The 18,612-nt window shown below is 69.8% G+C and carries 12 protein-coding genes; 7 read left to right on the plus strand and 5 right to left on the minus strand.

Features of this window, described 5'->3' with window-relative positions; translation table 11 throughout:
• Window positions 1-259 precede the first annotated feature (259 nt).
• The 5 genes from CIW48_RS24115 (at window position 260) to zwf (ending at window position 12,082) form a co-directional block, all read left to right on the plus strand.
• Window positions 260-1,651, plus strand: coding sequence for an MdtA/MuxA family multidrug efflux RND transporter periplasmic adaptor subunit (locus tag CIW48_RS24115; protein ID WP_149313017.1), 1,392 nt, complete (start codon window positions 260-262; stop codon window positions 1,649-1,651).
• A 289-nt stretch (window positions 1,652-1,940) separates the two neighbouring features.
• Window positions 1,941-5,063, plus strand: a complete 3,123-nt coding sequence (locus tag CIW48_RS24125; RefSeq protein ID WP_149313018.1) for an MdtB/MuxB family multidrug efflux RND transporter permease subunit — start codon at window positions 1,941-1,943, stop codon at window positions 5,061-5,063.
• The gene (locus tag CIW48_RS24130; RefSeq protein WP_149313019.1) at window positions 5,060-8,515 is read left to right on the plus strand and encodes an efflux RND transporter permease subunit; all 3,456 of its coding nucleotides are present in this window, start codon (window positions 5,060-5,062) and stop codon (window positions 8,513-8,515) included. The genes CIW48_RS24125 and CIW48_RS24130 overlap by 4 nt, the downstream gene beginning before the upstream one ends.
• A 170-nt stretch (window positions 8,516-8,685) precedes the next feature.
• Window positions 8,686-10,245, plus strand: a complete 1,560-nt coding sequence (locus CIW48_RS24140) for an efflux transporter outer membrane subunit (RefSeq protein WP_246695403.1) — start codon at window positions 8,686-8,688, stop codon at window positions 10,243-10,245.
• A gap of 310 nt (window positions 10,246-10,555) precedes the next feature.
• Window positions 10,556-12,082: a glucose-6-phosphate dehydrogenase gene (zwf, locus tag CIW48_RS24145; protein WP_149313020.1), complete on the plus strand. Its 1,527-nt coding sequence runs from the start codon at window positions 10,556-10,558 to the stop codon at window positions 12,080-12,082.
• 275 nt (window positions 12,083-12,357) lie between these two features.
• Here the strand turns inward: zwf and rnhA are convergent, their stop codons facing one another.
• The 4 genes from rnhA to CIW48_RS24165 all read right to left on the minus strand — a co-directional run bounded on the left by rnhA (window position 12,358) and on the right by CIW48_RS24165 (window position 15,913).
• Window positions 12,358-12,843 (minus strand): ribonuclease HI, encoded by a 486-nt coding sequence (gene rnhA, locus CIW48_RS24150; RefSeq protein ID WP_149313021.1) that lies wholly within the window; start codon window positions 12,841-12,843, stop codon window positions 12,358-12,360.
• 7 nt (window positions 12,844-12,850) lie between these two features.
• A complete protein-coding gene (locus CIW48_RS24155; protein ID WP_149313022.1) occupies window positions 12,851-13,816 on the minus strand; it encodes a homoserine kinase in 966 nt (321 codons plus the stop codon).
• Between the two features lie 117 nt (window positions 13,817-13,933).
• A complete protein-coding gene (ispH, locus tag CIW48_RS24160) occupies window positions 13,934-14,935 on the minus strand; it encodes a 4-hydroxy-3-methylbut-2-enyl diphosphate reductase (protein ID WP_091782613.1) in 1,002 nt (333 codons plus the stop codon).
• Window positions 14,936-15,067: 132 nt separating this feature from the next.
• Complete coding sequence (locus CIW48_RS24165; protein WP_149313023.1) at window positions 15,068-15,913, minus strand: NlpC/P60 family protein; 846 nt, start codon at window positions 15,911-15,913, stop codon at window positions 15,068-15,070.
• A 281-nt stretch (window positions 15,914-16,194) separates the two neighbouring features.
• On the opposite strand from CIW48_RS24165, the gene CIW48_RS24170 reads away from it, so the two are divergent.
• Complete coding sequence (locus tag CIW48_RS24170; RefSeq protein WP_244514028.1) at window positions 16,195-16,527, plus strand: hypothetical protein; 333 nt, start codon at window positions 16,195-16,197, stop codon at window positions 16,525-16,527.
• Window positions 16,528-16,628: 101 nt separating this feature from the next.
• Here the strand turns inward: CIW48_RS24170 and CIW48_RS24175 are convergent, their stop codons facing one another.
• Complete coding sequence (locus CIW48_RS24175; protein WP_091782622.1) at window positions 16,629-17,339, minus strand: MgtC/SapB family protein; 711 nt, start codon at window positions 17,337-17,339, stop codon at window positions 16,629-16,631.
• 232 nt (window positions 17,340-17,571) lie between these two features.
• On the opposite strand from CIW48_RS24175, the gene CIW48_RS24180 reads away from it, so the two are divergent.
• Window positions 17,572-18,585 carry a MoxR family ATPase gene (locus CIW48_RS24180; protein WP_149313024.1) on the plus strand — a complete coding sequence of 338 codons (1,014 nt, stop codon included), beginning with the start codon at window positions 17,572-17,574 and terminating at the stop codon, window positions 18,583-18,585.
• Window positions 18,586-18,612 lie beyond the last annotated feature (27 nt).

Below are 18,612 nucleotides of genomic sequence, written 5' to 3' on the forward strand. Positions count from 1 at the left end.
GGTGGAGCGCACCGAGAGGTGAGCGAGCGGTAAGACCGCGGCTGAACATGTCGCCGCGGTAAGGAGCCGTTCGGGGCCCGGACAGCTTTATGGGCTTACGCTCCCGCACACGGGATCGGAGCCGTCGGTTCCCGCGGGATCGGGCGGCTTCAGGATGGGCTTCCGGGACGCGGCGTTCCGGAGGCGGCATGGGGGCTTGGACAGCGAGGGATAGGGTGCCGCCGGTCGCGCAGACGACCGTCCTGTGCTCTAGTCAGGCATGAACGAGAGTTCACCGATCCGGACCGACACGGCCCGCGCCTACCAGCCCGGCGAGGCGCCCGCGCGCGAGGTCCGGACCCGGCGTTTCCGGCCGATCCGCTGGCTCGTGATCCTAGTGCTGCTCGCCGGCGCCGGGGCGATCGGCCATCGCTGGTACGAGGCTCGCACCGACAAGGGCGCCGAGCCCGCCACGGCGCACCGGACCGGCGGCCGCGGCGGCCGGCACGGCGGCGCCGACATGCCGCAGGCGGTGGGCATCGCCAACGTCACGACCGGCGACATGCCGGTGATCCTGCAGGGGCTCGGGACCGTGACGCCCCTCGCCACCGTGACGGTGAAGTCGCAGATCAGCGGCTACCTCATGCAGGTGAAGTTCCGCGAGGGCCAGACCGTCAAGGCGGGCGACGAGCTCGCACAGATCGATTCCCGGCCCTACGAGGCGCTGCTCGCCCAGTATCAGGGCCAGCTCGCCCGCGACCAGGCGCTGCTGCAGAACTCGAAGCTCGACCTGCAGCGCTACCAGACGCTGAACCGGCAGGACTCGATCTCGAAGCAGAACGTCGACACGCAGGCCGCGCTCGTGAAGCAGAACGAGGGCACGGTCGCGGCCGACCAGGCGCTGGTCGACCAGCAGAAGCTCAACATCGCCTACACGCACATCACGTCACCAGTGGACGGGCGGGTCGGCCTCCGGCAGGTCGACCAGGGCAACTACATCTCGGCCGCCTCCACGGCGATCGTGGTGGTGACCCAGCTCCACCCGATCTCGGTGGTCTTCACCCTGCCGGAGGACGACGTGGCGCGGGTGATGCGGCAGGTGCGGGCCGGCGCGAAGCTGACCGTGCGGGCCTACGACCGGGGCGACGCCCACGAGATCGCCACCGGCCGGCTCGACACGGTCGACAACCAGATCGACACGACCACCGGCACGGTGAAGCTGCGCGCGCTGTTCGACAATGCCGACGAGGAGCTGTTTCCGAACCAGTTCGTCAACGCCAAGCTGACCGTCGACACGGTGCGGGGCGCGACGCTCGTGCCGAATTCCAGCCTGCTCCAGGGCACGCCCGGCACCTACGTCTACCTGATGGACGGGGACAGCAAGGTCACGGTCCGGCCGATCAAGACGGGCGAGACCGACGGCACTACCACGGTGGTGGTCTCCGGGTTGAACCCGGGCGACCGCGTCGTCACGGACGGCACCGACCGGCTGAAGGACGGCGCCCCGGTCCGGATCACCGAGGGCGCGCCTGCGGCAGGGGACGGGAAGGCCGCCGAGGCCAAGCCCGATGGCAAGGGTGAGGTGAAGCCCGGCGCGCCGGCCGACGCGGCGGTGGAGACTCAGGGTGCAGCGGAGGGCGGTCGTCGGCACCGGCGCCGTCAGGCGCAGTGAGCGGGGCAGCACGCAGGACGCGCGGCCTCACCGCCCCTGTTCGCGGGAAGCCTCCGGGAGGCCGGTCCCAGTCTTGCCCTCATCCTGAGGTGCTGCGCAGCAGCCTCGAAGGAGGGATCCAGGGATCGCGGCGCTGTCTGGAGGGCTCCTTCGAGGCCTCCGCTCCGCTTCGGCACTCCAGGATGAGGGCGAGCCCGGGAGACCCGCCCCTCGCGATCCCGAGGCCCGGACGTGGTACCCTCCCCCGGGTGGGGATGGCCCGTGCGGGGATGGATAGCGGGCGCCGCCCATGAACCCGTCCCGCCTGTTCATCCTCCGCCCGGTGGCCACGACGCTCTTAATGCTGGCGATCCTGATCGTCGGCGGCGTGTCGTACCTGAACCTGCCGGTCTCGGCGCTGCCGGCCGTCGACTACCCGACCATCCAGGTCCAGACCTTCTATCCCGGCGCCAGCCCCGAGGTGATGACCTCCTCGGTGACGGCGCCCCTGGAGCGGCAGTTCGGCCAGCTCGCCAACCTCAACCAGATGACCTCGCAATCCTCCGCGGGCGCCTCGGTCATCACCCTGCAATTCAGCCTGGACCTGTCCCTCGACATCGCCGAGCAGCAGGTCCAGGCGGCGATCAACGCCGCCGGCAACCTGCTGCCCTCGGACCTGCCGGCACCGCCGATCTACGCCAAGGTCAACCCGGCCGATGCGCCGGTCCTGACGCTGGCGCTGACCTCCAAGACCCTGCCGCTCACCCAGGTGCGGGATCTGGCGGAGTCGCGGCTGGCCCAGAAGATCAGCCAGGTGGCGGGCGTGGGCCTCGTGAGCATCTCGGGCGGGCAGCGCCCGTCCGTGCGGGTGCGGTTCAACGCCCGGGCGCTCGCCGCCTACGGGCTCAACATCGACGACCTGCGCACCACCATCACGAACCTCAACGTCAACACGCCCAAGGGCACGATCGACGGGCCGAAGCAGTCCTACGCGATCAACGCCAACGACCAGATCCGCGACCCGAAGGCCTACACCTCCGCGATCATCGCCTATCGCAACGGCGCCCCGGTGATGCTCTCGGAGGTCGCCGACGTGGTCGAGGGGCCGGAGAACACCAAGCTCGGCGCCTGGGCCGACGCGACGCCGGCGGTGATCCTCAACATCCAGCGCCAGCCGGGCGCCAACGTCATCGCCACGGTCGACAAGATCAAGTCGCTGCTGCCGCAGATGCAGGCGAGCCTGCCGGCCGCCGTGGCGGTGGCGCCGCTCACCGACCGGACCACCACGATCCGCGCCTCCGTGGAGGACGTGCAGTTCGAGCTCGGCCTCGCCATCGCCCTCGTGGTGCTGGTGATCTTCCTGTTCCTGCGCAGCCTGTCGGCGACCCTGATCCCGAGCCTGTCGGTGCCCCTGTCGCTGGTCGGCGCCCTGTCGGTGATGGACCTCTACGGCTTCTCTCTCGACAACCTGTCGCTGATGGCGCTGACCATCGCCACCGGCTTCGTGGTCGACGACGCCATCGTGGTGATCGAGAACATCGCCCGCCATGTCGAGGCCGGCGACTCGCCGCTCGAGGCGGCGCTCAAGGGCTCCCGCGAGATCGGCTTCACCATCATCTCGCTCACCGTCTCGCTGATCGCCGTGCTGATCCCGCTCCTGTTCATGGGCGACGTGGTCGGGCGGCTGTTCCACGAATTCGCCATCACGCTGGCGGCGACCATCATCATCTCGGCGGTGGTGTCGCTGACGCTGGTGCCGATGCTGTGCGCGCGGCTCCTGAAGCACGTGCCCGAGGCCGCGCCCCGCCGGGAGGGCGTGATCGCCCGCCTCGGCCGCCGCGCCATCGACGGCACCATCGAATCCTACGGCCGCTCGCTCCGGGTGGTGCTGAACCACCAGGGCCTGACATTGCTGGTGGCACTGGGCACGCTCGCGCTCACCGTCTACCTGTTCGCGGTGATCCCCAAGGGCTTCTTCCCCGTGCAGGACACAGGCGTGATCCAGGGCATCACCCAGGCCGACCAGTCGGTCTCCTACGCGGCCATGGCCGAGCGCCAGCAGCGCATGGCCGAGATCGTCCTCAAGGATCCGGACGTCGCCAGCCTGTCGTCGTTCATCGGGGTCGACGGCCAGAACGTCACGCTCAATTCCGGCCGGATGCTGATCAACCTGAAGCCCCGGGACGAGCGCACGGCGTCCGCCAGCGCGATCATCCGGCGGATCTCGGCGGCGGCCACCAACCAGCCCGGCATGCGGCTCTACATGCAGCCGGTCCAGGACCTGACGATCGACACCGCGGTCTCGGCGACCCAGTACCAGGTGATCCTCGAGAGCCCGAACATCGACGATTTCGAGACCTGGGTGCCGCGCTTCACCGAGGCGCTGGCGAAGTCGCCCGTGGTCACGGACGTGGCCAGCGACCACCAGGGCCAGGGGCTCGCCGCCTACGTGACCATCGACCGGCCCACCGCCGGCCGCTACGGCATCACGCCGGCCACCATCGACAACGCCCTCTACGACGCCTTCGGGCAGCGGATCATCTCGACGATCTTCACCCAGTCCAACCAGTACCGGGTGATCCTGGAGGCCGACCCGAAGCTGCACACGACCCTGCGCAGCCTCGACGCAATCTACCTGCCCTCCTCCACGGCGGCCAACGGGCAGGTGCCGCTCTCCGCGGTGGCGCGGATCAGCGAGCGGCGGGCGCCGCTCTTGATCTCGCATCTCGGCCAGTTCCCCGCCACCACCGTGTCGTTCAACCTCGCTCCGGGCGCCGCCCTCGGGCAGGGGGTCGAGGCGATCGAGCGGGTCAAGGCCGAGATCGGCCTGCCGCCCTCGTTCCGGGTGGTGCCGCAGGGCTCGGTCTTCGCCTTCCAATCGGCGCTCGGCAACGAGCTGTTCCTGGTTCTGGCGGCGATCGTCACCGTCTACATCGTGCTGGGCGTGCTCTACGAGAGCTTCATCCACCCGATCACGATCCTCTCCACCCTGCCGTCCGCGGGGATCGGGGCGCTGCTCGGCCTGATGCTGTTCGGCCTGTCGCTCGACATCATCGCGGTGATCGGCATCGTGCTGCTGATCGGCATCGTGAAGAAGAACGCGATCATGATGATCGACTTCGCGCTCCAGGCGGAGCGCGAGGACGGGCTCGAGCCGCGGGAGGCGATCTTCCAGGCCTGCCTCCTGCGCTTCCGGCCGATCCTGATGACGACGCTGGCGGCACTCTTCGCCGCGGTGCCGCTGATCCTCGGCACCGGCGTGGGCTCGGAGCTGCGCCAGCCGCTCGGCATCTGCATTGCGGGCGGCCTGATCGTCAGCCAGGTGCTGACCCTGTTCACGACGCCGGTGATCTATCTGGCGTTCGACCGGCTGGAGCGGCGGATTTCCGGGCGACGGGGGCCAGATCTCACGGGCGGCGAGGCGCTGCCGTGAACATCTCCGAGCCGTTCATCCGGCGGCCGGTGGCGACCACGCTGCTCACGATCGGCGTGCTGCTCGCCGGCCTGTTCGCCTTCCTGAAGCTGCCGGTGGCGCCGCTGCCGCAGATCGACTTCCCCGTGATCCTCGTCCAGGCGCAGATGGCCGGCGCCTCGCCCGACACCATGGCCGCCACCGTGGCGGCGCCCCTGGAGCGGCGGCTCGGCGCCATCGCGGACGTCAACGAGATGACGTCCACCAACACGCTGGGCTCCACCCGGATCGTGCTGCTGTTCGGCCTCAACCGCGACATCGACGGGGCGGCCCGCGACGTCCAGGCGGCGATCAACGCGGCGCGCGCCGACCTGCCGGCGGCGCTGCGGCAGAACCCGACCTACCGCAAGTTCAACCCCGCCGACACGCCGATCATCATCCTCGGCATGACCTCGCAGACCCTGACCCGCGGCCAGGTCTACGATTCCGCCGCCACGGTGGTGCAGCAGAAGCTGTCGCAGCTGCCCGGCGTCGGCAACGTCGATATCGGCGGCTCGTCCCTTCCGGCGGTGCGGGTCGAGCTCGATCCCACGGCCCTGTTCAACTACGGCATCGGCCTCGAAGGCATCCGGGCGGCGCTGGCCTCGGCGAACGCCAACTCGCCCAAGGGCGAGATCGACGTCGGGGACCGCCGCTACCAGCTCTACGCCAACGACCAGGGCCGCAAGGCCGCCGATTACCGCGACATCATCGTGGCCTACCGCAACGGCGCGGCGGTGAAGCTCACCGATGTCGGGCAGGTGCTCGACGGCGTCGAGGACAAGCGCAACCTCGGCATCGTCAACGGCGAGCCGGGCGTGCTGCTGTTCGTCTACAAGCAGCCCGGCGCCAACGTGGTCGAGACCATCAACGCCGTGAAGGAGGCGCTGCCGCAGATCACCGCGGCCCTGCCCGGCGGCATCGACATCAAGCTCACCGGCGACCGCAGCGCCACGATCCGCGCCTCGCTCTCGGCCACCGAGGAGACGCTGCTGGTGGCAGTCGGCCTCGTGATCTTGGTGGTGTTCGGCTTCCTGCGCTCCTGGCGCGCCACGCTGATCCCGGCGGTCGCGGTGCCGATCTCGATCATCGGCACCTTTTCGGCGATGTACCTGCTCGGCTACTCGCTCAACATCCTGTCGCTGACCGCGCTGATCATCGGCACCGGCTTCGTGGTCGACGACGCCATCGTGGTGCTGGAGAACGTCCAGCGGCACATCGAGGAAGGCAAGCCCCGGCTCCAGGCAGCGCTGATCGGCGCCCGGGAGGTCGGCTTCACGGTGATCTCGATGAGCCTGTCGCTCATCGCGGTGTTCCTGCCGATCCTGCTGATGGGCGGCCTCGTCGGCCGGATCTTCCAGGAATTCTCCGTCACCCTGTCGCTGTCGATCCTGATCTCCCTGGTGCTGTCGCTGACCACGACGCCGATGATGTGTGCCCGGCTGCTGCGGGCCGAGGGGCACGGCCCGGACGGCCGGCCCGCCGCGGAGCGCCGGCCGAACCTGCTGATCCGGATCCTGGAGGGCGGCTTCAACCGGCTGCTCGGCGCCTACGCGCGCACTCTCACGGTGGCGCTGGCCCATCCGCGCCTCGTGCTGCTGAGCCTGCTGGCCACGGTCGGCCTCAACGTCTACCTCTACGTGATCGTCCCGAAGGGCTTCTTCCCCGAGCAGGACACCGGCCAGATGATGGGCGGCGTCCAGGCCGACCAGCGCATCTCGTTCCAGTCGATGGAGAAGAAGCTCAAGCAGGCGACCGCGATCGTCGGCGCGGATCCGGCGGTGGAGAGCGTCGTCGGCTTCACGGGCGGGCGCGGCACCAACTCGGCCAACGTGTTCGTCGGGCTGAAGCCGCTCAACGAGCGGGCACCGATCTCCGCCGTGATGGCGCGGCTGCGGCCGAAGCTCGCGCAGGTCGCGGGCGCGCGGCTCTATGTCTTCCCCCGGCAGGACCTGCAGATGGGCGGCCGCCAGAGCTTCGCCCAGTACCAGTACACTCTCCAGGGCGACACCGCCGAGGAGCTGTTCGCCGCCGCCCCGAAGCTGCTCGCTGCCCTGCAGAAGGACCCGACCTTCGCGGACGTCACCTCCGACCAGCAGGAGGGCGGGCTGGAGAGCCGGGTGGTGATCGACCGCGCGACGGCGTTCCGGTACGGCATCACCCCGAACAAGATCGACAACACCCTCTACGACGCCTTCGGCCAGCGCCAGGTCTCGACGATCTACAATCCGTTGAACCAGTATCACGTCGTGATGGAGATCGCGCCGCGCTACCTGGAGACGCCGGAGACGCTCAAGCAGATCTACGTCTCCACCTCGGGGGGCAACGCGGCCGGCTCGGCGACCACCAACGCGGTCGCCGGCACCGTGGCGGCGGGCGGAAGCGTCAACACCAACGCGGCGACCGGCACGAGCAGCCCGGGCAGCGCGTCGTCGGCGGCCACGGGTGCCGCGGGGGCCGCCGCCGGCACCGGCGCGGTCGGGGGCGCCTCGGGCGGTGCGGGCGCGGCGGCCTCGGCCAGCACGGCCGACACGGCCTCGAACGCCGCCGCCATCGCCTCCGACTCGGCGCGCAACGCGTCCTCCAACGCGATCGCGGCAAGCAAGGGCGGCGCCTCGTCGAGCGCCCCGGTCTCGGCCGCCAAGGAGACGATGGTGCCGCTCTCGGCCTTCGCGCGGATCGAGCCCGGCAACGCCCCCGTGCAGGTCAGCCACCAGGGCCTGTTCGTGGCGACCACGATCTCGTTCAACCTCGCCCCGGGCAAGAGCCTGTCGGACGCCACGGACGCCATCGACCGGGCCATGGCCTCCCTGCACCTGCCGGCGACGATCCACGGCGAGTATGCCGGCGCGGCCAAGAACTACGTGGCCTCGGCCTCGCGCCAGCCTTTGCTGATCCTGGCGGCGATCCTGGCGGTCTACGCGGTGCTGGGGATCCTGTACGAGAGCTTCGTGCACCCGCTGACGATCCTCTCCACCCTGCCCTCGGCCGGCGTCGGGGCGGTGCTGGCCCTGCTGGTGACCGGCACCGACTTCACCATCATCGCGCTGATCGCGGTGTTCCTGCTCATCGGCATCGTGAAGAAGAACGCGATCATGATGATCGACGTGGCGATCGACGCCGAGCGCACCCGGGGCGCGAATCCCGTGGACGCGATCCGCGAGGCCTGTCTCCTGCGCTTCCGGCCGATCATGATGACGACGCTGGCGGCCATGCTCGGCGCCGTGCCGCTGATCCTGGCCAACGGCGAGGGCGCGGAGCTGCGCCGGCCGCTCGGCATCGCCATCGTCGGCGGCCTGATTGTGAGCCAGATCCTGACCCTCTACACCACCCCCGTCGTCTACCTCACCCTCGATCGCCTCCGGCACAGGGTGCTCAACCGCCGCAGACGCGCCGGACGGGGCGGAGAAGCGGCGCTGCCGGCCGGGGAATGATGGTTAAGGTTTCACGTGAAACAGCGGCGGCTCCGGCCGGGTGTGAAGGTTCGTCCAATCAGCGCCCTCATCCTGCGGTGCTGCGCAGCAGCCTCGAAGGAGGGCTCCAGGGATCGCGGCGCCGTCTGGAGGGCTCCTTCGAGGCCTCCGCTGCACTCGGCCACCTCAGGATGAGGGCGCGGGCTGGATGGTCCGTCACCCCCACGTGTCGGGATGGGAGGACGGCATCGTCTATCCTCCTCGGCCTCACATCCCTCCTGCTGACCGCGCCCCTCCTCGCCGGCTGCGTGGTCGGCCCCGATTACACCCGGCCCTCCGTGGAGACCCCACTCGCCTACAAGCAGGGTGGCGTCCGGGAGGACAGCCCAGCCTATGTCGCAGCACACAGGAAGGGCTGGCGCGAGGCCAACCCCAGCGACGCCGTGGAGCGCGGCGATTGGTGGCGGGTGTTCCGGGATCCGGCCCTCGACCGGTTGATCCGCCTGGTCGACGTCGACAACCAATCCCTCCGGCAGGCGGTGGCGAATTACCGGCAGGCGCGGGCGCTGGTCGCCTCCGCCCAGGCCGCCCTGTACCCGACGGTGATCGGCGCGCCGAGCATCACCCGGACCGGCAGCGGCAGCACCACGCGCACCAACGTGTCGCTGCTGGGGCAGGCGAGCTGGGAGCTCGACCTGTTCGGCGGCACGCGCCGGAACATCGAGAGCGAGGCGGCCCTGGCGCAATCCGACGCCGCGACCATCGCGCTGACTCGCCTGAGCATCCAGGCGGAGATCGCCGCCGACTACCTGACGGTGCGCTACGCGGATTCCCTCCAGAAGGTGCTCGAGGAGAACGTCGAGAACTTCAAGAGGACCCTGGCGATCACCGAGAACCAGTATGCGGCCGGCGTGGCGGCCCGGTCCGACGTGATCACCGCGCAGACCCAGGTCCAGACCATCGAGGCCCAGGCCATCGCGGTACGCCTGACCCGGGTTCAGTACGTCAACGCCATCGCCACCCTGATTGGGCGTCCCCCCTCGGAGGTGTCGATCCCGGTGGCCGGCATATCGCGCAATCCGCCCGGCGTGCCGGTGGGCATCCCTGGCGAGTTGCTGGAGCGGCGCCCGGACGTGGCTCAAGCCGAGCGCCTCGTTCAGTCGCAGAGCGAGCGCATCGGCGTCGCGGTGGCGGCCTTCTTCCCCACGGTGACGATCTCGGCCCAGGGCGGCATCTCGGGGGCGACCCGCAACGGGCTGCTCTCGGCCGCCAACCAGGTCTGGTCGGTGGCGGCTTCCGGCAGCGAGGTGCTGTTCGACGGCGGCGCCCGCACGGCGGCTCTGCGCTCGGCGGAGGCTGGCTACGACGCGGCGGTGGCCAATTACCGGCAGGTGGTGCTGGCCGCCTTCGCCGAGGTCGAGAACCAGATGGCGGCCCTGCGCATCCTCGGCCAGCAGCAGCGAGCCCAGGACACCGCAGTGGATTTGTCGCGCAAGGCCGTGGAGATCACGCTCAACGAGTACCGGGCCGGCACCCAGAACTTCACCACGGTGGTGACCGCGCAAAACCTGCTCGTGAACAACGAGGTCAATGCCCTTCAGGTGCGGCTGAGCCGCTTCACCGCGGCGGTCACGCTGATTCGGGCGCTCGGCGGCGGCTGGGACGTGCGCTCCCTGCCGAGCGATTCCGAGTTGAAGGGCCCGAGCCTGCCGATCGACCGGGGCGGCCAGGCGGTCCGCCCCGACGAGTAGGCTGTTCCGGCAGTTCCGCTCGATCGGACCCTCGGGCGCCTCACGCGCGCAGCGATGTGGTCTGCGACAGCGGGCGGCCTCCCGACCGACAGGCGCGTCTGGTCCGAAGCGCCGTCAGGGCCTGGTCGCATGCCCCGAGCCGGACCTTCACGGTGACGTGGCTGTGAGCCAAGGGTTCGTGGGCATGGATATGCATGCGGGGTTCCTTGATCCTAGGCTCGGCGCCGCATAGCCCATGGGGGCCGGAACGGGCCTCGCTGCGGCGGGTTGTCAGGCCGGTTTGCTGCACCGCAGCCAGATGGAGTCAGGGATGGCCGAACCGACGAGAGCCCTCAAGGACACGGCCGCCTGCGGCACGCAGCCGGCACCTCCCTGCACGCTGGTGATCTTCGGGGCCGGCGGCGACCTCACCAAGCGCCTGCTGATGCCCTCGCTCTACAATCTCGCAGGCGCGGGCCTGCTGTCCGAGGGCTTCTCGATCCTGGGTGTCGATCACAGCGACGGCACCGACCAATCCCTGCGCGACAACCTCACCCAGGCCCTGGAAGCCTTCAGCAAGGATCCGACCTCGGAGTTCCACGCCGACCATATCGATCCGAAAAGCTGGGGCTTCATCCGCGACCGGCTGCACTACCTGAAGGGCGATTTCGAGAAGCCCGAGACCTTCGCGGCCGTGAAGGAGCGGGTCACCGGCAGCGCTGTGTTCTACTGCGCGGTGGCGGCGCGCTTCTTCGGAACGATCGTGGATGGGCTCGGGCAGGCCGGCCTGCTTAAGCAGGAGGGGGAGAATTTCCGCCGGGTTGTCATCGAGAAGCCGTTCGGCTCCGATCTCGCCTCGGCCAAGGAGCTGAACGCCCGCATCCTCCGCCAAGGCGACGAGAGCCAGTTCTACCGGATCGATCACTTCCTGGGTAAGGAGACGGTACAGTCGATCATGGCGTTCCGCTTCGCCAACGGCCTGCTGGAACCGGTCTGGCGGCGGGAATACGTCGACAGCATCCAGATTACCGCGGCCGAGACCGTGGGCGTCGAGGAGCGCGGCGGCTTCTACGAGCCGACCGGAGCGCTGCGCGACATGGTGCCGAACCACATGTTCCAGCTGCTCTGCATGGTCGCCATGGAGCCGCCGAACTCCTTCGGCGCGGAAGCCGTGCGGACCGAGAAGGCCAAGCTCGCCGAGGCCGTGAAGCCGATCCCGCCGGAGGACGCGGTGCGCGGCCAATACACGGCCGGCACCTCGGAGGGGCGCAATGTCCCGGCCTACCGGGACGAGCCGCATGTGGCCAGGGATTCGGTCACCGAGACCTACATCGCCCTGAAGCTGCAGATCGAGAATTGGCGCTGGGCCGGCGTGCCGTTCTACGTCCGCACCGGCAAGCGCATGACCGGGCGGCGCACCGAGATCGCCGTGCTGTTCAAGCCGGCGCCGTTCAAGATGTTCGAGGATACGCCCACCGCCGATCTCGGGCCCACGGTGATGCGGATCCTGATCGATCCCGACCACGGGGTCAGCACCGAGTTCAACGTCAAGGTGCCGGGGCCGCAGATGAAGATCGGCCGGGTGCGGTCCGGCTTCCGCTACAAGGACTTCTTCGCCGACCGGCCGAATGTCGGCTACGAGACGCTGCTCTACGATTGCATGACCGGCGACGCCACCTTGTTCCAGCGTGCCGACAACATCGAGGCCGGCTGGGCCGCGGTCGATCCGCTGCTCAAGGGCTGGCCGCAGGCGGAGGTGGCTTTCTACCCGGCCGGAAGCGCCGGCCCGAAGGAAGCCGACGCGCTCCTGGCCCGGGACGGTCGGCACTGGTTGGGGTTGGACGGGGAGACGGATTGAGTCGCTGAATCGTGCGCTCGAGAAAGCCTGCAATCGGATCCGCTTCCCTTTCTCCCCCATCGGTGGGGAAGGGTCACCCCTTCGTCAGCTGGGGTTGGAAGGGGTGAACCCGGGTTCAGGATCTGGCGCAGCCTTCATGACGACCGGGGCTATATTCTGCATCGTCGCTCCCCTCTCCCGACCCGCTTCGCGGGCTACCCTCTCCCGCAGGGAGGGAGAGGGAGTGGCAGCTCCGAGACCCGTCATATCCTCCGGCCAAGAAGCCAAATCCGCCCTCATCGCCGCTTGAATGGCAGCATCGCGGCCACCGCCAGCGCGTCGACCCGGTTGTTCAGCGGGTCGCTGGCGTGGCCCTTCACCCAGTGCCACGCCACCTCGTGGCGCGCGCGGGCGGCGTCGATGCGGCGCCAGAGATCCTCGTTCTTCACCGGCTTCTTGTCGGCAGTGCGCCAGCCCCGCGCCTTCCAATTGTGGATCCAGCTGGTGATGCCCTGGCGCAGGTACTGCGAGTCCGTGAACAGGTCGACCCGGCACGGGTGCGTCAGAGCCTCCAGCGCCTCGATCGCCGCCAGGATCTCCATGCGGTTGTTGGTCGTGTGGGCCTCTCCTCCGGAAAGTTCCTTCTGGGTGTCGCCGAAGATCAGGATCGCGCCCCAGCCGCCCGGCCCCGGATTTCCCGAGCAGGCGCCGTCCGTGTAGATCTTGACGCGCTTCAGCTCGGCCGCGGCCTGCCCGCCGGGCCTGGTCTCATCGGTGCTCATCCGGTCCTCAGCTCGGCCGCCCGTAATCCCGCGCGTGGGGCGCCCGTCGGTGGAAGGCGAGCCGGCGATCGAACTCCCGCGGATCCTTCGGCTTCACCAGGGCGCCCGGGGGCACGTTCAGCCAGTCGACCAGCCGGGTGAGCATGAAGCGGAGCGCCGCCCCCCGGCACAGGATCGGCAGTGCCGCGACCTCGGCCGGTTCGAGCGGCCGCACCGCCTCGTAGCCGGCGATCAGCGCCGCCGCCATATCCCGGTGGAAGGTGCCGTCGGCCTCGAAGCACCACGCGTTGAGGCAGACCGCGAGGTCGTACGCGAAGGCGTCCGTGCAGGCGAAATAGAAGTCGATCAGGCCCGACAAGGCGTCGCCAATGAAGAACACGTTGTCGGTGAAGAGATCCGCGTGGATCACGCCGCCCGGCAGGTTTTGCGGCCAATGCGCCTCCAGGAAGGCGAGGTCGGCCCGGGTGCGCTCCGCGAGCCCGGGCTCGACCAAATCGGCCTGGGCCTCCGCCTGAGCGAAGAGCGGTCGCCACGCGGAGACCGAGAGGTTGTTCTCCCGCACCATCGGGAAGTCCCGGCCTGCAGCATGCAGCTCCGCGAGCGCCCGGCCGAGTTCCCGGCAATGCCCGGCCCCCGGCGCCTTGACCGAGACACCCTCCAGGAAGCTCACGATGGCGGCGGGCCGGCCGCAGAGCTGGCCGAGGGCCTGGCCGGTCCGGTCTCGCACGGGCTGCGGGCAGGCGAGGCCGCGGGCCGAGAGGTGCTCCATCAGCCCGATGAAGAACGGCAGGTCCTGTTCCCGGACGCGCTTCTCGTAGAGCGTCAGGATGTAGGCGCCGTCGGTGGTGTGTAGGAAGAAGTTCGAGTTCTCGACGCCCTCCGCGATCCCCTTGAAGGAGAGCAGGCTGCCGATCGCGTAGGCGGACAGGAAATCGGCGAGCGCCGCGTCGGATACCTCGGTGTAGACGGCCACGTGTCTGCGCTCTGATGTCGGAAGTTCAACATGGCAAGGGGCGCCGAAGCGCCCCCGCATAAGACCTGCCGCGCCTCGAGCCCGAGGGGTCGGGCCCGCGCTGTCCGATCGGGCCGCCTATTCGGCGGCCTCGCTGCGCAGCTCCCGCGGCAGCGGGAAGACCATGTCCTCGATCACCGTCGAGACCGTGTCGACGATCACGTCGTAGCGGGCCGCGAAGGCGTCGATGATCTCCTCGACCAGCACCTCGGGGGCCGAGGCACCGGCGGTGAGGCCGAGCTTGCGGATCCCCTCGAAGGCCGGCCAGTCGATCTCCTCGGCACGGAGCACGAGGCGGGTGATCGGGCAGCCGACGCGCTCGGCGACCTCGCGCAGGCGCTGCGAGTTCGAGGAGTTCGAGGATCCGACCACGATCAGGGCATCCACCAGCGGCGCCACCTGCTTCACCGCCTCCTGGCGGTTGGTGGTGGCGTAGCAGATGTCGTCCTTGTGCGGCCCGGTGATAGTCGGGAACTTCTTCTTCAGCGCGTCGACGATGTGCCTTGTGTCGTCCACCGACAGGGTCGTCTGGGTAACCCAGGCGAGATTGTTGGGATTGTCGGGGGTCAGGGCCTCGATCTGATCGAGATCCTCCACCAGGGTGATCGAGCCCTTGGGCAGCTGGCCCATCGTGCCGACCACCTCGGGATGACCCGAATGGCCGACCAGCAGCACGTGGCGGCCGCGCTTGTGGTGGATCTCGGCCTCGCGGTGGACCTTGGTCACCAGCGGACAGGTGGCGTCGATCGTGGTCAGCCCGCGCGAATCGGCGTTGGCCGGCACGGTCTTCGCTACGCCGTGGGCGGAGAAAATCACCGGGGCGGCGCCGTCCGGCACCTCGTCCAGTTCACGCACGAACACGGCGCCCTTCCGCTTCAGGCTCTCGACCACGTACTTGTTGTGGACGATCTCGTGCCGGACGTAGACGGGCGGCCCGTAGATGGCGAGAGCCCGTTCCACGACATCGATGGCCCGCACCACGCCGGCGCAGAACCCGCGCGGGGCGCAGAGCAGAATTTCCAGCGGCGGCTTGCCGGCAGTGCCCGGGACGGGCTCGGTGGTCGCGATATCGGCGGTCATGCGGGGGATGTGGCGAGGGCGGGGCTGTCCTGTCAACAGGACTGGCCCAGGAACCGGGCGAGAAGAGGGAAGCGGAGCCGCTCTGTAGCACGATTGCCGCGGGACTTGGACCCTCTCCCTCATTAGGTCCGCTCAGAGCCGCCGGGTTCCCGTCACGGCGCCGAAGCTGTGCGCCGCGATGCGGGCGACCGCCTCGGCCAGCGGCTCCGCCGCCACCGCCATGTGGTGGCCGTTGGCGTGGATCAGCGTCTCGGGATCGCGCATCAACCCGACATGGCCGCGCCAGAAGACGAAATCGCCCCGGCGCAGGCGCGCGAGGTCGAGGGGCAGCGCCTCGCCGAGCGCCCGCTCCTGCATGTCGGCGTCGCGTGGGCAGGGCAGCCCGGCCGCGTCCAGACAGAGTTGTACGAGGCCCGAGCAGTCGAGGCCGAGACTGGTGCGGCCGCCCCAGAGATAGGGGGTGCCGGCGAGCCGCGCGGCCGTGGCGATATAATCCGGTTCGTGGGTGTCGAGTGGGGCGCAGTGGCGGGCGAACACGTATCCGCCCGGCGTCTCCAGATAGGCGGCCGCCTCACCCGTCACCGTGAGGCGGGCACCGAGGCTGAGATGGCCGAGGATTGGCCGCTTCAGGTCCGGCTCAGGGTACAGGAAGGTGCGAAGCGCCGTGACGCGGTGCGTCGGCTCCGGATCGATCGGACCCAGGCTCTCGGCCGGCAGGTAGCCGACATAGCCGTCGCGGGCGAGCTGCACGAAGGCGAAGCCTTCCGCCACATCGTAAAGATCGACCGCGTCACCCAGAAGCGCCTCGGTATCGAGCCCCGCATCGGCGGCGGGCGCGCGGCGCAGCGGCGCCGATGGCGCGGTCACGCGCCGCTTCGTGCCGGCGACGTAGCGCGCCGCCGTGATGCGGTCCCGCAGGCGGAGATCGGCGACGTGCGGCCGGGCCGGGGTCAGCCGGGGATCGAGGCTCTCGGTCATGGACAGATCGTACCACGCCGGGCCGAAGGGCGCGTAAGCAGAGTCGCGACCGTGAGGCAGACATCTGTGCTACTATGCCGCACGGACCGGTGAAGGGTCCCGGCAGCCTCGGGATCGCCCAGATGCCTGGCGGATCGAGCAGAAGGTGCCTGGGCGCGCATCATATCCGCGTCCTACACACCGCAGACATGTCCTCGAGGCGCCCATCACACGTTTTTGATGCACTGCACAACCGGCTCGGAACGCGCTATGTTCGCCGCATGAAGACTGCGAGTCGCCCCGTGAAGAAGACGCAGAAGAGCTTCGCCGACCTGCCACCGATTCGCGTGCGCCGCGAGCCGCCCACCGTGAGCGAGGCGGTCGCCGCCGCACAGGATCTCGCGGACGATGTCGAGCAGCAGATTGAGATCGCCGCGGGCCTGATGGGCCTGCCGGCCGAGGAGGTCCGCCCCCACGTCCTGGCCGCCAAGAAGGTCAAGCCGGAGCGCGCGCCCGAGCGGATCCTGACCCATGCGAGCCCGAGCCGAGCTCCGCGCACGGTGGTGGTCGAGCGGCGTACCCGCCCGACCGTGGTGATCGAACGCCGCAGCCGCCCGCTCGACCCGCGCCGCTGACTGCTGGATCCCGGGGGCCTGCCGTCGGAGCGCGGGCCCGATCGCGCCCACGGCGCCGCTAATTTCGAAAAGCCCTGACGCCCACGGGTGCCCGGACACGCTCAGTCGGCGGTCTGCACCGACCACGTGGCGTGGCGGATGCCGGGCATGCGGGCCAGTTCGTTGGTCACGGCGTCGAGTTCCTCCGCCTTCACGGCGCTGGCCGTGAGCGTTGCCACCACGTCGACCGCATTCTCGCCCCGCTCCTCGATCTCGACGCTACCGACCGGGTAGTTCGCCGCCTCAAGACGCTCCACCAATAGGTCCTGGGCCGGCCCGGCCTCGCCAGGCGCCGTGGTGACCTGGACCTCGTAGGTCGCCTCGGTGGCGGATTCGCGGATCGGCGCGCGGTTGATGGCGTTCACCAGCGGCCGGAGCGCGGTGTTGCAGGCGAGCACCGTCGCCATCACGAACACCGCCTCCAGGGGCAGGTCCGCGCCGCAGAAGGCTCCGACCGCGGCCGAGCACCACAGGGTCGCGGCCGTGTTGAGGCCGCGGACGTTCATCCCCTCCTTCATGATCACGCCGGCGCCGAGGAAGCCGATGCCGGAGATCACGTAGGCCACCGTGCGGACGCCCCCGTCCGGGCCGGTCAGGCGCATGCCGAGATCCACGAAGGCGCTGGCCCCGACCGCGACCAGCACGGCCGTGCGCAGGCCCGCGGTGCGCTGCCGGTACTGCCGCTCGGCCCCGATGATCGTGCCCAGCACGAAGGCCACGAGCAGGCCGATGGCGGATTTCAGTTCTTCGGGGAGGGCGGCGTAGCTGGTCATCACCGTCTCATGAAAGCGGGGAGGTGACGGAACCGTGACACCGTGGCCGCGCCCGGACCGGAAAGCGTGCCCGAAGCGGGATTGACGGCCGCACCGGGCAGCGGGCACACCGGCAAGAGCCTGAGGATCCCTTAAGAATTCGGGACCCGGCCGAGGAGACGTGCAGGATGCAGCACACGGCCCAGGATATGGCCCGACGGGCGGACTCGGTCCGCACCGGATCGTTCTCCGCATGAGCGGCGCCACCAGCGGCGCCCTCGCCGAACGCCGGCCCGACACCAGTCCGGACGCCGCCCTGCACGGCCGCGTCATGGCGCTGCGCGAGGGCCTTGAGCGCGGCCTGATCGGCAGCGCCGGCCTCGTGGAGCGCCTGCTGATCGGGCTCCTGACCGGCGGCCACCTGCTGATCGAGGGCGCGCCGGGGCTCGCCAAGACGCGCGCGGTCAAGCGGCTGGCGGACGGTCTCGACGGCTCCTTCGCGCGCATCCAGTGCACCCCGGACCTGATGCCGGCCGATCTCACCGGCACCACCGTCTGGCGCCAGGACAGCGGCACCTTCGAGTTCCTGCCCGGCCCGCTGTTCCATGCCCTCGTGCTGGTGGACGAGGTCAACCGCGCCCCCCCGAAGGTGCAGTCGGCGCTGCTCGAATCCATGGCCGAGGGGCAGGTGACGGTCTCCGGCCACACGCATCGCCTGTCCGATCCGTTCATGGTGGTGGCGACCCAGAACCCGATCGAGCATGCCGGCACCTTCCCGCTGCCGGAGGCGCAGCTCGACCGCTTCCTCCTGCACGTCGTCGTCGACATGCCCGACGAGGCCACCGAGCGGGCGATCCTCGACCTCGTGGAGGGCGAGATCACCCACCACGTCGACGCGATGACCATGCGGTTGTCGCTGGCGGACGTGCGCGCGGCCCGGGAGGCGGCACTCGCCACCTACGTGTCGCCGGCGCTCAAGGACTACTTGGTCCGGCTCGTGGCGGCGACCCGCACCGACGCGGCCGCCCCGGACCTGCGCGCCATGATCGAGCATCCGGCCTCCCCGCGCGGTACCCTGGCGCTGATGATGGCCGGCAAGGCCCGGGCCTGGCTGCGGGGGCGCGACCACGTCACGCCCGAGGACGTCGCGGAGCTGGCCCGCGACGCCCTCTCCCACCGCATCGGCCTGACCTGGCGGGCGGCCGCCGAGGGCAAGACGGCGCGCGGCCTCGTCGGCGAGCTGGTGCAGCGGGTGCGGGCGCTCTGACGGTGTTCGGGTTGGGCCAAGCGCGCC

The organism is Methylobacterium sp. P1-11, assembly GCF_008329595.1.
Lineage (GTDB): Bacteria > Pseudomonadota > Alphaproteobacteria > Rhizobiales > Beijerinckiaceae > Methylobacterium.

Bases quoted from the DNA above. Each gene is read 5' to 3' on its own strand.
- CIW48_RS24115 (WP_149313017.1), top strand. From the start codon at position 260: ATGAACGAGAGTTCACCGATCCGGACCGACACGGCCCGCGCCTACCAG.
- CIW48_RS24125 (WP_149313018.1), top strand. From the start codon at position 1,941: ATGAACCCGTCCCGCCTGTTCATCCTCCGCCCGGTGGCCACGACGCTC.
- CIW48_RS24140 (WP_246695403.1), top strand. From the start codon at position 8,686: ATGAGGGCGCGGGCTGGATGGTCCGTCACCCCCACGTGTCGGGATGGG.
- zwf (WP_149313020.1), top strand. From the start codon at position 10,556: ATGGCCGAACCGACGAGAGCCCTCAAGGACACGGCCGCCTGCGGCACG.
- rnhA (WP_149313021.1), bottom strand. From the start codon at position 12,843: ATGAGCACCGATGAGACCAGGCCCGGCGGGCAGGCCGCGGCCGAGCTG.
- ispH (WP_091782613.1), bottom strand. From the start codon at position 14,935: ATGACCGCCGATATCGCGACCACCGAGCCCGTCCCGGGCACTGCCGGC.
- CIW48_RS24165 (WP_149313023.1), bottom strand. From the start codon at position 15,913: ATGACCGAGAGCCTCGATCCCCGGCTGACCCCGGCCCGGCCGCACGTC.
- CIW48_RS24175 (WP_091782622.1), bottom strand. From the start codon at position 17,339: ATGACCAGCTACGCCGCCCTCCCCGAAGAACTGAAATCCGCCATCGGC.
- CIW48_RS24180 (WP_149313024.1), top strand. From the start codon at position 17,572: ATGAGCGGCGCCACCAGCGGCGCCCTCGCCGAACGCCGGCCCGACACC.